Below are 15,274 nucleotides of genomic sequence, written 5' to 3'. Positions count from 1 at the left end.
TTTAGGGATCGCCAGAACTCCTGGTATCGGCAGAATAGGCACACCGGCCGGGAAGAAACAGAGAAAAATCGAAAGTTGTGAACCGAAAATTTTCGGGCTACGACATGCGATCGAATGGCCACCTTCGGTGCGCCAGTGGAGCTGTTCGCCAGGGTCGGCCGGGGCCGGTTGGGCAAGACCAGATGATCGCTCACGGGGCGGGAGCTGTCACAGGGAGTGGATGCGGGCGATCTCGTCGACGCGGCGGCGCAGGCCGTCCACCTCGGTCTGCCGCATGGTGCACCTGAAGGCACGGTCAAGCTCGACAGCGGCGCCCATGGCCTCGTCGCAGGCTTGCCTGGCTGCCGCCGTGCGCCCCCGGAGCTCCCGGGGGAGGCGTGCGGCGCCGCGGCGGCGCGGTTCCTGCGGCTGTCGGTAGAAAAGATCCTCCGCGGGTCTCATCCCGGCGGCGTACCGCAGCTCCGCGAGTCGGAGTCTGGCCGTGATGAGTCGCCACCGGAGGTCGCCGGCAAGGCTCGCGTGTTCACTTGCCGGGTAATCGGCCAGGCGTCGGACAGCGGGGTGGAGATCGGACAGAGGGTCACCGAAGCGCGGGTCGAGCAGAAGCGCCGCCACAATGACCTCGGTCATCTGTGCTGTGTAGCGATCCCGTTGCACGCCCCGCATGGCATCGTCCGCTTCGAGCACGCAGGCGCGGGCATCTTGCACATCGTTGTCCCAGAGGGCGATGCGGAGGCGCACGAACGACGCACGGATGCGGGCGTCGTGGGAGTGGTCCACTGATTTGAGGGCGTCGAGCCAGCGTCGCGCTTCGGATCGGCGGTTGATCCGCAGTGCGGCGAGGGCGACTGCGGACGCGACATCGCGTAGCGCCATACCATGCCCGGTGCGCCTGGACCAGGCTATCTCGTATTGACTGATCGCCTCCTGCCATCTTCCTTGCCAGCCCAGTAGATATCCCGTACGAAAGGGGATGTCTCGACTGTCCGACATGCCGATCGCAATACACAGGCGGTCGAGATCCGCCGCAATCGCCTCGATCTTGGTGATGTCGGGACATGTGCTGGCGAACTGCTGCCAGTAGGACAGCATTCTTCCGTCATAGATGTCACGGACGTTGGCGGAAACCGGAATGTCGGTGAGCAGTTCCAGCAGCAGACCGAGCCCGCGCGCCTGGTCGCCCGCGAACATCCAGCAGCGGGCGGTGCGCACGCCGACGCCGAAGGCGCGGGCCGCCTGTCCGTCCTCGGCGGCGAGTCGGCGAGCCTGCTCGAACAGGAAGGCCGCCTCCCTCAGCTGATCTCGATGCATCGCGGCGTCTCCCTGCGCCTCCAGTTCGTTGATCCGCCGCGTCTGCATCATGGCCGGCCGGAGTGCAGGACGCGAGTGATGATCGGTTCGGCGAGATCTTGGTCACGCTTGCCGAGGATGGCCGCCACATGGTCTGTTTCGGCGCTCTCCCAGTCCGCGGTGGTCGGGAACCGCGCCGCGAGTCGCTCGATGATGGTGGCGTCCAGCACGAGGGGGAGCAGCTGCCGCAACCGTACAGGCGAGAGGTACCGCGCCCAGCCGTCGTCGTCGACCAGGGATCGGATGTCGGTGTTCTTGCGCAGTTCCCGGTGCAGGTGCTCCTCGAGCCCCGCGTCGTCCATCTGGTAGTCGATGTACAGCAGGGCGCGCAGGTCCGCAGGGAGCACGGGGTCGACGCCGCGCTCGCGGAGCAGTGCAAAGGGACGGTTGTGCCGGTCGGTGAAGGCGGCGCCGAGCTCGAACATCACGTTGGGGTTGGCCTGGGTGATCTCGGCGATGAAGGCGTGCGCCTGTCCCATGAGCAGTTCGACGTTGTCCAGCAGACGGTGGTCGTCCTGCTGGTCGCTGGCGACGATGAGCTGGGCATGCCAGCGTTCCTCTACGACACGGCGGCAGGCCTGGACCAACGGACGATAGTGGTCGGCGAACGGCGTGATCATGAAGAAGATCCGGTGGCGAGGCTGCCGTCCCGTCGTCGCGCGACGTCGTTCCTCGTCCTCCCGCAGGCGATCACGGATGGCCTGGAGCTCACCTTCGGCGTCCAGCAGGTCGAGCCCTCGGCCGATCAGATCCTGGAACTGGTGATGGAAGATGGCGGCGTCCTGGGACGTGATCAGCTCCTGGTTGGCCAGGATCGCGTTGTTGTAGACCGCCAGCATCAGGTCGTGCACCCGGCGATCGGTCAGATCGTGCCGGGCCAGGCGGCGTATCAGGGGATTGTTGGCGTTGATGGTCAGCCGCCGGGACTGCTGGGCGGTCATCTGCCGCAGTTCCTCCGCTATCTGACGCAAGGTTTCGGAGACGTTCGGGTCGAGCCGGACCTCCTCGGCCTTCTGCTGTGCCCTGCTCAGGGCGTCGGAGCGGATGACGGCCGCGATGTCGTCGGGCTTGAACCTCCGCGACTCGGTGCGGATGGGCGCCCCCGCGGGGGTGCGCAGCAGCAGGGTCATGCTCTCGGCCAGCCGGACGATGTCGGAGTCCTCGTCCGGGGAGAGCCGGCGGAAGAAGCTCGGGTCGTCCTGCCGGTCCACGTGGGCGAGTTCCACGTGGACGTCCGGCAGGCGGGTGTAGGCCTCCAGCAGCTCCGACTCGTAGGGATAGCTGGCGTTCACCACCACGCCGCCGGCCGCGTTGGCGATGTCGAAGTACTGACTGGCCGTGCTGGCCGTGGTGAAGCAGGCAAGACGCACGGTCTCCCCAGGGGCATGCGGGATGTCGGCGATGATCTCCGGAAGGGTGCGGAGCATCTCTGCCGTTCCCGGACGCGTGGGGTCGCCGCGCTCAATCGCCCGGTCATTCGTGCGCCACAGCAGCAGGTGCGCGAACCGCCTAAAGAATGCCTCGTAGTAATAACACGCGGCGAGGAATCCGAGCCGGTGGTACCGGACGATGTCGGTGAACCGCTCTGGGTGGGTCTGGCGCAGCCGGTCGAGATGGTCGATGATCACTTCGCCGAGGGTGTCACGGAGCTGATCCGCCTGCTCGTCCCGGATGAAATTGTCACGCGCGGCGGTGGGGGTCAGGTCAGGCGTGTTGATGACGCCGTTCACGAAACGTGCCCATTGCGGCAGTACGTCGGTGGCGTTCTCACACAGAAACATGCGATTCTGGAAGACGCGTATCGTCCGCGGCTGGTCGACGCTGAGCAGGCGGATTCGGCTGATGTAAAGGACGCCCTCGGCGCGTACCGGAGTGTGCAGCCGGACGGGAATCGGCTCCAGCACCGAATCGGCCAGCGTGCGTTCCAGGTACGTGGTCAGGTCGCGCTCGAGTTCGGCGGCGGTCAGTCCGGCCTTCTCCCACGGCATGTGCATGGTGTTCTCGGGGTCGTGCCCGCCGTTGAGGTGGATCGGCACACTCAGCATGTCCGCGTATTTGCGGATCAGGGCGCGGACTTCCGACTCCTGGATCAAGCCGCGATCTTCGATCTCCTTTAGCAGGACGGTGACCGTCGTGCCGGGAACGCTGACGTCGCAGGGGGCCAGACGGTAGCTCTTACTGCCGTCGTTCTCCCACACCCATCCGCTGTTTTCGCCGAGTTTGCGGGTGCGCACCTGGACGTGGCGCGCCACCACGAACGCGGACAGGAAGCCGATGCCGAACTCACCGATCAGCCCTTCGGTCTCTTCCTTCTGCAGCCGGGTGAAACTCTTGCCGATGTTCGACAGATAGTCCACGAGATCGTCCTTGCTCATTCCGATCCCGTTGTCGCGGACGGTGATCCGCAGATCCTGGGGGTGGGTCTCGATGTCGATGCGCCCGAATCCGGGATCGGTCCGCGCCCGGCGGCGAATGGCGTCGTGGGCGTTCTGGATCAGCTCGCGGATGAAGACCTTCTTCTCGCTGTAGAGGTGGTTCGCGATGACCTGGATCAGACCGTCGAAATCGAACTGCATGTCGGGCACGCTGCACTCCGGAGAGAATCGAAGGCGCTCAGCGCGCCTGAGGGCCGAAGGGGGAGGGCGTCGCGGCGCCGCCGGCCACGACCGTCTGCTGGGCCATCACCACTGCGAAGTTTCCCGCGCCGCGGGTGAGGGCGTACAGCGCGCCGTAGCCGACGAAGCCGGCGAGGAGCGCGATGGCGTACCAGCCGAACAGGTCGGTGCCCGGCTCGGCGATGACCGTGACCGCGCCACCGCCGACGGCGCCGACGACCGTGGCGAGATCGCTGATGGAGGCGCTGGCGGTGGCGCGGATCAGCGTCCGGCAGGTGATGAACCCGACGAGCACTCCGAAGCAGACCACTCCGATGGTCAATACCATGGCGACTCCATGCGAGAGGCCCGGCGCAGCGTCAGGTCGGCCAGGCAATGGGGGGTGTAGGCGAGGCCCATGAGGTTGCCGTGGGCGAACATCTTCCAGCGGGTGTCGCGCAGCGCCTCGCCGACCGTGGCCCCGTGGACGAAGTCGGTGAGGAACAGCTCCATGGCCCAACCGGCCAGCCCCTGCTCCATCGTGATCTCGGTGCCGAGGACCCCAGAGGCCTGGGCACGGTTGGCGAACGACCTGACGAAGCTGCTGAAGGTGCCGGTGACGGTCTCGGTGGTGTGGCAGCCGTTGAGGATGACCAGCGGGTGACGGCGCGGCCAGTGCGGGTCCGGCCAGCCGCTCGTGCGGGTCCACTGGTTGACATCGGCGGGGGTCAGGATGTCGCCGTACATGCGGAGGTACAGGTCGTAGCCCACGCCGTCGGCCGCCATGTCGTAGCCGCAGTGGGAGTACATGTAGATCACGTCCATCGTCTCGCCGGCCAGCTCGGCGCAGAGCCCGTCCAGGGTCGTGATGGTCGGCCGGGTGAATGCTCCTCCGAGCCGGGTTGTCAGGGCGTCGAAGTGGCGGCGGGTGAGCCTCGGGTCCAGACCGTCGGCGGAGTCCACTGCCAGCACCGACACCGGCAGCCCGCCGTCGCCGTCCTGGACCACGAGCTCCAGGTCACGCCCTTCGACGTACGGCGGGTGCTCGATGACGGAGGACAGGCCCCAGAACCCCCAGGGGCATAGCTGATCAGGTCTCCAGCGGTCGCCGTCCCGATGGTCGGCCTCGTATGGGCAGCGGGCGGGCGCCGACGGCCGGGGCGCGCCGGTGCCGTACTCGGCGATGGAGCGGCAGGGCTGGTAGCGGCTCGGCACATCCCCGAGCGGAAGGTCGTAGAGCACCGCCCACGGGATTGGCGCGGGCCGTTCACCGAGACCGACCACCTGCAGAATGGGGGGACGGGCATGGCTGCCGGCCTCCATCCTGACCAGCTCGGCCATGGTGGCGTACACGTCGGGGCGGGGGAACAGGTTGTCGTACAACCGGACGCCGAGATTGGCGAGGACGCGGAGGTCGGCCACCAGAGCGTCGTTGGACTTGCCGTAGGAGCCGGAGTAACGGCTGACCGGCCCGTCGTCGAACTGCATCCGGTAGAGATGCCTGCGGGCTGCGAAGACGGCGTCGTCGACCGCCTTGGCCTCGATCGAGATGCTGTTGGGCGCGAAGCTCATGCCGTTGACCTGCAGCGCCGGCGAGGTGGGCTCACCGGAGACCAGGACGCTCACCCGGCGCGACGCCAGGCGGCCGAGACCGGTGAACGACCGCGCCAGCGCGTAGAGGGCCTTCGCGGTCGGGCCGCCGCGGCCGGGCGGGCCCCCGACCGGGACCGTGATGGCCGTGACGTGGACGGCGACGACGCCGTAGTAGAGCGTCAGCTCCGCGTAGACGGCGGTCCCGGCGGGCCGCCGGGGGAGGGGCAGCCGCACCCAGGGGCTGTCGCCGCGCGCCGGCACCCGGAGGGGGACGGGCCGGCCCGCCGGCGCGCCGCGGACGTACAGGACGGCCTGGAGTTCGGGAGCGTCGGTCGGCAGCATCTCGCCGGGGAACGCCGAGCCGGTCTCCGGCGTGAGCAGACCGCGCGGATCAGGCGCGCCGACGTTGCACACGACCTCGTAGTCGGCCCCGGGGGCCAGCGGCTCCCCGACCGGCGCCTCGGAGCCCTCCCGGGCCACGTAGGCGTTCACATGACGCCCGCCGGCGGCCCGGGGCGGAGGCGGGGAGGCCGGGCTGCGCCGCGGGAGCGGTGGGGGCGGGGAGGCGTGTCGTGGTGGCGGGCCCTGCGGGGGCCAATCGCCCGGGGGCGGGCCCTGCGGGGGCGAGGAGGGCGGTATGGGTCCCGGGAGCGTCGCGGGTGGGGTGGTCGTGCGGTGAGGTGTGGGTGGGGGCGGGGAGGGCGGCGAACGATCCGCTCGCCCCCCGGCAGTGGGGTATCCCCCGTCCTCACGCCGACGGCGGCGGCGCAGTGACCGGCGGGCGATTTCGGCGGCCACCGCGAGGGCCGCCAAACCCAAGACAGCCGCGCTGAGAAGTGCGGCCAGGTCCATGATCCTGCCTTTCTTCGGCGCCGCCTCAGCGGATCTTCGGCGATTCAACGAATAGACGCGGGCGATCAGGGTGTGGAGTACCGGAGGACGTGCCGAAATCGCGACATGCCATTTCGGACGGGCATGTATGCCTGATCGTGACGGCCGTCTTGGCAGTGAATCGGTACCGGTGTCTTGAATCACCATTTTCTGGATATTTCGCAAAAGTCCTTTTGCGGGTTCTGCTTTCCGGAGTCATGTCCCCGCGAGTGCATCAGGAACCTCCTGACGCACACCAACGGGATCGACGCGGACCTGCTGTTCCCCGACGCCAAGGGGCGAGGCGCGCTGAAGGTCTTCCTCGAAGAGCTCGAGAAGCACTCGGGGTGGTTTCCCGACGAGTCCGGTCGGTACGCCGTCGCCAGGCGGGCCGGTGAGTACGCCCGTCGTCAGGCGGGGCCGGTGCGCAGGCCGTCGAGGGCGAAGCCGAGGACCCGCTCGCGCTGCTCGTCGTCGACGAAGGCGGCCGAGGTGATGCCGCTGACCAGGCGGAGCACGTCGTCGAAGGAGGCGTCCGCGCGGGCCGCGCCGCTCTGCTGGGCGCGCGCGAGCAGCGGCTCGGCGGCGGCGTACATCGCGACGCGGCAGGAGCGGAACATCTCGGAGTCGCGGTTGAGCGACTCGTACAGGGCCCGCTTGGTGGCCATGTAGGACACGAAGTGACGCAGCCAGGCGACCAGGGCCTCCCAGGCGGGGAGGTCGGCGGCGTCGCGCGCGGCGTCGCACAGCTTCTCGATCTCGCCGACGTAGACGCTGTCGAACAGGTCCTGTCGGGTGGGGAAGTTGCGGTACAGCGTTCCGATGCCGACTCCCGCGCGGCGCGCGATGTCCTCCAGCGACGCTCCGGCGCCGTGCTCGGCGAACGCGTCACGGGCGGCGTCGAGCAGCGCGTCGAAGTTGCGGCGCGCGTCGGCGCGATGCGGGCGCCGCACCGCGACGCGGGGCGGCTCGGATGCCTGCTCGCTCACGTCTGCGCCTTCCGCCCGGGGTCCTGGTTGTAGCGGAGGCATGCCTCCGTTATGGTGGAGGGGTGCCTCCGCTTCTGCTCGGAGGCGAACCTCCACCTTTGTGGAGGCACCCCTCGACTTTAACAGATCGGCGTGCCGCCCGCGTGACGCGACAACGGCCCCCCGTACCCGCCGGCGTGCCCTGCCGCGCCGCACCCTGATCATCGAAGGACCTTCATGGCTGGCACAACCTCATCTCCACGGCTGACCTTCGGCGTCCTGTCGGCGGCCGCGGCCTCGTTCGCGATGCTGCAGTCCCTGGTCAGCCCGGTGCTCCCCACCATCCAGCACGACTTGCGCACCACGCAGAGCACCGTCACCTGGGTGCTGATCGCCTGGCTGCTGTCGGCCTCGGTCGCCACCCCGCTCCTCGGCCGCATCGGCGACATGATCGGCAAGGAGCGCACGCTGCTCGTCGCGCTCGGCGCCATCGCGGCCGGAGACGCGGTCGCCGCGCTGGCCCCCAACATCGCCGTCCTCATCGCCGGCCGGGTCATCCAGGGCCTCGGGGGAGCGGTGTTCCCCGCCTCCTTCGGGATCATCCGCGACGAGTTCCCGCCCGAGCGGGTGCCCTCGGCCGTCGGCAGGCTGTCGGCCGTCATCGCGGTCGGCGGCGGGCTCGGCACCGTGCTCGCCGGGCCGATCGTCCAGGCCCTGAGCTGGCGCTGGCTGTTCTGGATCCCGATGGTCATCGTGCTCGCGACCGCGGTCCTCGCCCACAGGTACGTCCCGGAGTCCCCCGTCCGCACGCCCGGCCGCGTCGACTGGCCGGCCGCCACGCTGCTGTCGACCTGGCTGGTGGCGCTGCTGGTCCCGCTGAGCAAGGCCTCGTCCTGGGGGTGGGGCTCGGCCCGTGTCGTGACGCCGCTCGCCGTGGCCGTGCTCGCCTTCGCGGCGTGGATCGCCGTCGAGACGCGCTCGCGCGATCCGCTGGTGGACATGCGCCTGATGCGCCTACCGGTCGTGTGGACCGCCAACCTGGTGGCCCTGTTGTTCGGCGCCGGCATGTTCTCGGTCGTCGCCTTCGTCCCGATGTTCCTGCAGATTCCGTCGACCACCGGTTACGGGTTCGGCTCCAGCGTCACCCAGGCCGGGCTGCTCACGCTGCCCATGCTGGTCACGATGGCGCTCGCCGGCTACCTCAGCGGCCCCATCGCGCCGTTCCTCGGGGTCAAGGCCCAACTCGTGTGGGGCTCGGTCTTCTGCCTGGTCGCCAGCGCGGCACTGGCCGCCTTCCACGACCGGCCCTGGCAGATCGCGGTGGCCGAAGGCGTCTTCGGTGTCGGCATCGGCCTCGCCTACTCCGCGATGACCAGCCTGATCGTGCAGAACGTGCCGGCGCGCCAGACCGGGATCGCGAGCGGCATGAACACCAACATCCGCACCATCGGCGGCTCGATCGGCGCCGCCGTCATCGGCGCCGTCATCATCTCCGACCCCCGTCCGGACGGGCTGCCCCAGGAGTCCGGTTTCACCTCGGCCTTCATGCTGCTCACCATCTGCGCGGCGGCCACCCTCGCGGTGGCCCTGATCGTGCCCTCCGCCCGCCGCCGCGCCGCCGCGCACGGGCTGGAGCGGCGGGAGGCGCTCAGCGAGGCCTCCGCCCGATGACCGCCTGACGACCGGCCGGCGCCCTTCCGTCGCGGCGGCTCAGTCGCGGCCCGGGCGCTGCGTCCTTCTCCGCCGGGAGGAGAGCCGGAGGACGGCGGCTCCGGCGATCACGGCGGCCACGCCGCCCGCCGCCGCGATGCCCAGGACCCGGGTGTCCGCGCCGGTGAAGGGCAGGCCGCCGGATCGTGCGGGCGCGGGGGCGGGAAGCGGGGCGGGCGCGGGGGCGGGGGCCGGGGCGCCGCCCTGAGCTCGCTCGGGCGTCGCCGCCCGCTCTTCCGCGCGCCTCGACCGGTGCCGGGCGCCGCCGGCCTCGCCGATCTCGATCGAGGTCAGTTCGGAGCCGTCGATCGTCGCGACGTCCATGCCGGAGGTGTCCCGGGCCCGTTCGTCCCCGTATGCCTCGCGGTCGCCGGACTCGCCGGCCGTCGCCGTCGGTGTCCCGGCGCCGGTGTCCCCGGGATCGCCGCCGGGCGCCCCGCCTCCGCCGCCGGGGCCGGGCACGGTGGGCCAGGGGGTCGGCGCGCCGCTGGGCGGCAGCACGCGCACCGCCACCTCGATCGAGCCGAGCTCGTACTCCGCCCTGCCGGGGATCTCCCGGTTCGACCCGCTCCGGCGGTCACCGTCCGACGCCGCCGGAGAGGGGCCCGGAGAGGGGCCCGGAGAGGGGGCCGGAGAGAGGGCTGGAGACGCCGCGAACGCCGCCATGGGCGTGGCCAGGACGACCATGATCGCCATCTCGAACCCGAGCGCGGTTGACGCGAGCCGACCACCCATGATTTCCCCCGATTAGCATCATAAATTCGTTCATTGCCTACAGATGTGCCATGTACGCCCTATCTTGCTTTTCCCCATTTCCCCTGGATATCACGTGATTACGGCGACGGCGCGGCATCCGGTAAACGGCATATATACGATTTAAGCCGTAGCGGATGATAAATGGGGCAGCCGTACGGATCGCCCGGCAGGCACGGAGACACCTGATCGCCGGGACTCTCATCCTTGACACTGTCTGTGATCATTCCGATACTTCCCGCAATGATCACTAAGCGTGACCGGGGATGGCGTGGATGAGGCTGGTTGAGTGCCGCCGGGAGGTCGGGGACGGGGGCGCCGCGACCGGCCGGCTCGGGCCGAGGCTGGTCGCGGTCGTGGGCATCCTGGCCCTGGGAGCGTCCGGCTCGGCCGCCGTCGCGGCGGCCAGGCCGAAGCCCGGGTTCTCGCTGCAGGTGAGCCCGACGCGGCTCGTCGTCCCGGCCGGCGGCGTCTCCGCCGTCCAGCACTTCGAGGTGACCAACAGAGGAACGCTCTCCTTCGTGGTGACCGTCGAGAAGGCCGACTTCGTCGCCGACGAGCGGGGGACGCTGCGATTCGACCGTCACGCGCCCTACGCGGCGGCGGCGTGGGTCGGGGTCCGTCCCGGGCGCTTTCGCGTGGAGGCCGGTCAGACCCGCAGGGTGGCCGTCCGCATCGCCGTCCCGGCGGCTCCGGAACCGGGCGACCACCATCTCGCCGTGATCTTCAGGGTCCCGGCCACCACCACCAGGACCAACATCCGGGTCAACCGCGCGATCGCCGCGCCCGTCCTCATCGCCGTCCCCGGTCCGGTCGACCGGACCGTCGAGATCGACGGGGTGCGCGCCCCCGAGTTCGTCACCGGCGGCCCGGTGCCCATCAGCACGAGGATCCGCGACGTCGGCACCGTCCACCGCGACTTCCGGGGCCGCGGCCGGCTGCACGTCCGTGTCGGCGGGGACGATCTGACCTTCCCCGACTTCACCGTCCTGCGCGGCTCGGTCCGCGAGGTCGCCACCCGCTGGAACCCGCCGCTCATGTGCGTGTGCCACGCCACCGTGTCGGTCCCCGCGGGCGACGGCACCCGGCGCACGGCCACCACCCGGATCCTCGTCTTCCCTGTGCACCTGTTGGCGGTCGCGCTCGGCCTGGCCGCGCTGCTGGCGCTGCTGGTCTGGTACGCGCGGCGCCGTTACCGCGCCAAGGTCCTGGCCGCCGCGGCGGCGCTCAACGCCACCGAGGACGGCACCGATGCATAGACCCCCCGTCTCCGGGGCCGTCCCGGCGGGCTCGCGGGGGACCCGCCGCGTCCCGGCCCGGCGGGCGGCCGCCCTCCGCCGCGCCGTCGCCCGCGTCACGTTCGTTTTCCTGGTCGCCTCCACGCTGAGCGGCGCGGGCGGCCTCGCGCCCCGGTTCGCCAACGCGGCCGGCACGACGCTGTTCGAGCAGTCGTTCAAGAACTCCACGATCGACGCGACCTACCCCGTCTACCTGCCGGCGGTGCCGTCGACCTCGACCAGCAACGCGGCGTGCCTGAGCGCGCGCGGCAACTCCGGCACCGGCCTGCGCTCGTGCACGACCAACACCGACGCCAACGGGCTCGGGGCGCTGCGGTTCACCAACACCTCGACGTTTCAGGAGGGCGGCCTGTTCGGCGCGGTCAGCGTCCCCACCTCCCAGGGCCTGGACGTGACCTTCAACATGTACCAGTACGGGGGCACCGGGGCCGACGGCATGACCTTCGTGGCGGCGGCCGTGGACCCGGCCAACCCGCTGCCGCCCGCGAACATCGGCCAGCCCGGCGGCGCGCTCGGCTACTCCTCCACCAAGCAGGGCAACCTCGCCGGCCTGGCCAACGCCTACCTCGGCGTCGGCTTCGACGTGTTCGGCAACTTCAGCAACAGCGTCTACGAGGGCAGCGGCTGCACCGACCCGCCGTACATCAGCACGACCGGCGGCAGGGTGCCGGGACAGGTGGTGGTCCGCGGGCCGGGCGCCGGGACCGTCGGCTACTGCGCGGTCAACAGCACCGCCACCACGACCTCCTCCTCGGCGCTCACGCTACGGGCCTCCACCCGCGCCGCTTCGCTGATCCCGGTCGAGGTGGCGATCAACCCCACGACGGCCACCTTCACCACCGCGTCGGGGCTGTCGGTGCCCGCAGGCACCTACAAGCTCGCCTTCACCCCGGTCGGCGGCACCCAGCGGACCCTGCAGGGGACGCTCCCCACGGTCTCCTCGACGCTGTATCCGTCCGCGTCCTGGCTCAACGCCAACGGCATCCCCCGCCAGCTCGCGTTCGGCTGGGTGGGCTCCACCGGCTCGGTGACCGACTTCCACGAGATCGACACCGCCAAGGTGGTGAGCTTCAACCCCGTCCCCGGGCTGACCGTCGCCCAGACCAGCTACAACGGCTCGTCGCCGCAGCCGGGCGGCCCGGTGACCTACACCGTCACGGCCGGGGTCTCCGCCTCGGGCAGCAGCGAGACCTCCCCGATCTCGGTGACCGAGACGCTGCCCGCAGGGGTGGTCCCGGTCGGGGCGTTCGGCTCCGGCTGGGTCTGCGGCGCGCCGTCCGGGCAGAAGATCACCTGCACGAACGGTAACACCCCGTTCGCGGCCGGGTCGACGCTGCCCGAGATCACCGTGGTCGGCATCGTCACCGGCGGCAGTGTGACCCCCGCGCTGATCCAGTCGTCCTCCACGGTCACGGCGTCCTCCAACGACGCCAACCCGGCCATCGCCACCACCACGACGGCGGGGACGATCCCGGCGGCGCCCTCCGGCATCACGCTCTCCTCGACCAGCGGGACGATCTCGGGCGGCGGCACCGTCACGGTCAGCGGCGCCAACCTCCTGGGCGCGAACGCGATCGAGATCGGCACCGCCGCCGAGCAGCAGGCGGGCACTCCGGTCGTGCTGCTGCCCTGCGCCTCCGGGCCGGCGGCGGGATGCTTCACCGACAACGGGAACGGCACGCTCACGATCAACTCGATGCCGTCCCGGTCGTCGGCCGCCACAGTGACGGTCACGGTGGTGAGCGACGGCGTCGCGGGCGCGGCGAACTACGTCTACACCTCGGTGCCGGGGACGGCGTCAGCGCCCACGGCCACCGCGGGCGTCACCAGCGCCACGGTCACCTGGACGGCGCCGGCCGCCAACGGCAGCCCCATCACCCAGTACATCGTGACGCCGTACCGCAACGGCGTCGCCCAGACCCCGGTGACCTACGACGCCTCCACCACGACCCGGACGCTGACCGGGCTGACGGCCGGGGCGTCGTACACCTTCACGGTCACGGCGGTCAACGCCGTCGGCACCGGCGGCGCGAGCGCCCAGTCCAACGCCGTGGTGCCCTACACCGTGCCCGGCCAGCCGACGATCAACTCGGTCACGGCCGGGGACCTGTCGGCGACGCTCACCTGGACGGCGCCCTCCAACGGCAGCAGCCCGATCACCGGCTACATCGTCACGCCGTACATCGGGAACGTGGCGCAGACGCCGCAGAGCTTCTCCGGCACCGGCACCACCCAGACGGTCACCGGGCTGACGGCGGGCACCGCCTACACCTTCACGGTCACCGCCGTGAACGCCGCCGGTCCCGGCCCCGCCTCGGCGCGCTCCACGGCGGTGACGCCGAACGCCAACCCGTCCCTGACCTTCCCGCCGCCCCCGTCGGGGCAGGTGGGCGTCGCCTACAGCGTCCAGCTCACGATGACCGGGGGCACCGCGCCCGTCACCTGGTCGGTGAGCGCGGGGAGCCTGCCGCCGGGGCTGACGCTGAACCCGAGTACGGGTCTGCTGTCGGGCACGCCGACCGCGGCCGGAAGCTTCCCCTTCACCGTGCGGATCGTCGACGCCTCCGGGCAGAGCGACACGCGCGCCGCGACCGTGGTGATCATCGCCTCGCCGACGCTGACCTTCCCGCCGCCGCCCGCGGGGCAGGTGGGCGTCGCCTACAGCGTCCAGCTCACCGTGAGCGGCGGTACCGCGCCGTACACGTGGTCGGTGAGCGCGGGGAGCCTGCCGCCGGGGCTGACGCTGAACCCGAGTACGGGTCTGCTGTCGGGCACGCCGACCGCGGCCGGGAGCTACCCGTTCACGGTCAGGGTCGTCGACGCCAACGGCCAGAGCGACACCCGGGCCGCCTCACTGGTCGTCGGAGCCGGGCCGCTGGTCGTCACCAAGACCGCCGACACCTCCTCGGCGGCCCCCGGGACGGTCGTCCACTACACGATCACGGTGGCCAACACCAGCGCGGCCGCCTTCACCGGTGTCGCCTTCACCGACCCGCTGACGGACGTGCTCGACGACGCCACCTACAACGCTGACGTCACGGCCAGCTCCGGCACGGCCGGTTTCACCAGCCCGAACGTGACCTGGACCGGTGACCTGGCCGGCGGCGCCACCGCCACGATCACCTACTCGGTGACCGTCGGCCCCGCCGGGTCGGGCAACGGGACGATGGCCAACACCGTCACCTCCGCGACGCTCGGCAACAACTGCACCTCCGGCAGCACGGACGCGCGCTGCCGCGCGACGGTCCGCCTGCTCGCGCTGACCATCGCGAAGACCGCCGACGTCGCGACGACGACTCCTGGTGGCACGGTGCGGTACACGGTGACGGTGACCAACGCGGGGCAGACGGCGTACGCGGCGGCGACGTTCAGCGACGCGCTGGCGGGGGTGCTGGACGACGCGACGTACAACGGCGACGCCTCGGCGACCAGCGGCACGGTGACGTTCACCAGTCCGGCGATGACGTGGACCGGCGCCCTGGCCGCGGGCGGATCGGCGACCATCACCTATTCGGTGCGGGTGAACACGCCGGACGCGGGGGACAAGACGCTGGTCAACGCGGTGACGTCCTCCAGCGCGGGGAGCAACTGCCCGACCGGCGGGTCCGACACCCGGTGCGCGACGTCGGTGACCGCGCTGATTCCCCGGCTCGCCTTCACCTCGGCGACGGACGTGTCGACGACGACGCCGACGGGGGTGGTGCATTACACGGTGACCGCCACCAACACCGGGCAGACGGCGTACACCGATGCGAACTTCACCTTCGCGCTGCCGGGGGCCGACGGGGTGAGTTACAACGGGGACGCGGTGGCGACGTCGGGCAATCTGACGTTCAACCCTGATGGGACGGTGACCTGGACCGGTGACCTGGCGGTCGGGCAGAGCGTGACCGCGACCGCCTCGATCACGGTCAACAATCCCTACACCGGGAGTGGGACCGTCACCAGCCTGGTCACCTCCACCACCCCGGGCAACACCTGCCCGGCCGGGAGCTCCGACCCCGGGTGCGCCACCACGGTGACGGTGCTGGTCCCGCAGTTGACCATCACCAAGAGCACGAACGTCAGCACCGTCACTCCGGGCGGGACGGTGACCTACACCGTCACGGTGGCCAACACCGGCCCCACCGCCTACACC

General features: G+C 70.6%; 9 protein-coding genes. 3 read left to right on the top strand and 6 right to left on the bottom strand.

Annotated features, from left to right (window positions below):
* Positions 1-207: 207 nt before the first annotated feature.
* The 5 genes from ABZU32_RS17695 to ABZU32_RS17675 all read right to left on the bottom strand — a co-directional run bounded on the left by ABZU32_RS17695 (position 208) and on the right by ABZU32_RS17675 (position 7,396).
* Positions 208-1,362, bottom strand: coding sequence for a hypothetical protein (locus tag ABZU32_RS17695; RefSeq protein WP_354923370.1), 1,155 nt, complete (start codon positions 1,360-1,362; stop codon positions 208-210).
* On the bottom strand, positions 1,359-3,926 hold the full coding sequence (locus ABZU32_RS17690; RefSeq protein WP_354923367.1) for an ATP-binding protein: 2,568 nt from the start codon (positions 3,924-3,926) through the stop codon (positions 1,359-1,361). The genes ABZU32_RS17695 and ABZU32_RS17690 overlap by 4 nt, the downstream gene beginning before the upstream one ends.
* Before the next feature lie 37 nt (positions 3,927-3,963).
* A complete protein-coding gene (locus ABZU32_RS17685) occupies positions 3,964-4,293 on the bottom strand; it encodes a hypothetical protein (protein ID WP_354923364.1) in 330 nt (109 codons plus the stop codon).
* A complete protein-coding gene (locus ABZU32_RS17680; protein WP_354923361.1) occupies positions 4,284-6,029 on the bottom strand; it encodes a hypothetical protein in 1,746 nt (581 codons plus the stop codon). The genes ABZU32_RS17685 and ABZU32_RS17680 overlap by 10 nt, the downstream gene beginning before the upstream one ends.
* Before the next feature lie 788 nt (positions 6,030-6,817).
* Positions 6,818-7,396 carry a helix-turn-helix domain-containing protein gene (locus tag ABZU32_RS17675; protein WP_354923358.1) on the bottom strand — a complete coding sequence of 193 codons (579 nt, stop codon included), beginning with the start codon at positions 7,394-7,396 and terminating at the stop codon, positions 6,818-6,820.
* 216 nt (positions 7,397-7,612) lie between these two features.
* On the opposite strand from ABZU32_RS17675, the gene ABZU32_RS17670 reads away from it, so the two are divergent.
* Complete coding sequence (locus tag ABZU32_RS17670; protein WP_354923355.1) at positions 7,613-9,046, top strand: MFS transporter; 1,434 nt, start codon at positions 7,613-7,615, stop codon at positions 9,044-9,046.
* Between the two features lie 39 nt (positions 9,047-9,085).
* Here the strand turns inward: ABZU32_RS17670 and ABZU32_RS17665 are convergent, their stop codons facing one another.
* Positions 9,086-9,820 carry a hypothetical protein gene (locus ABZU32_RS17665; protein ID WP_354923352.1) on the bottom strand — a complete coding sequence of 245 codons (735 nt, stop codon included), beginning with the start codon at positions 9,818-9,820 and terminating at the stop codon, positions 9,086-9,088.
* A 293-nt stretch (positions 9,821-10,113) separates the two neighbouring features.
* On the opposite strand from ABZU32_RS17665, the gene ABZU32_RS17660 reads away from it, so the two are divergent.
* Together ABZU32_RS17660 and ABZU32_RS17655 are read left to right on the top strand one after the other, a co-directional pair.
* Positions 10,114-11,097 carry a hypothetical protein gene (locus tag ABZU32_RS17660; protein WP_354923349.1) on the top strand — a complete coding sequence of 328 codons (984 nt, stop codon included), beginning with the start codon at positions 10,114-10,116 and terminating at the stop codon, positions 11,095-11,097.
* Positions 11,090-15,274 (top strand): putative Ig domain-containing protein (locus ABZU32_RS17655; RefSeq protein ID WP_354923347.1); only part of this gene is annotated, 4,185 nt, incomplete at its 3' end. The genes ABZU32_RS17660 and ABZU32_RS17655, both read left to right, overlap by 8 nt.

Source organism: Sphaerisporangium sp. NPDC005288 (assembly GCF_040607475.1).
GTDB classification, from domain to species: Bacteria; Actinomycetota; Actinomycetes; order Streptosporangiales; family Streptosporangiaceae; genus Sphaerisporangium; species Sphaerisporangium rhizosphaerae.
This window is presented reverse-complemented; position numbering and strand designations above follow the sequence as displayed.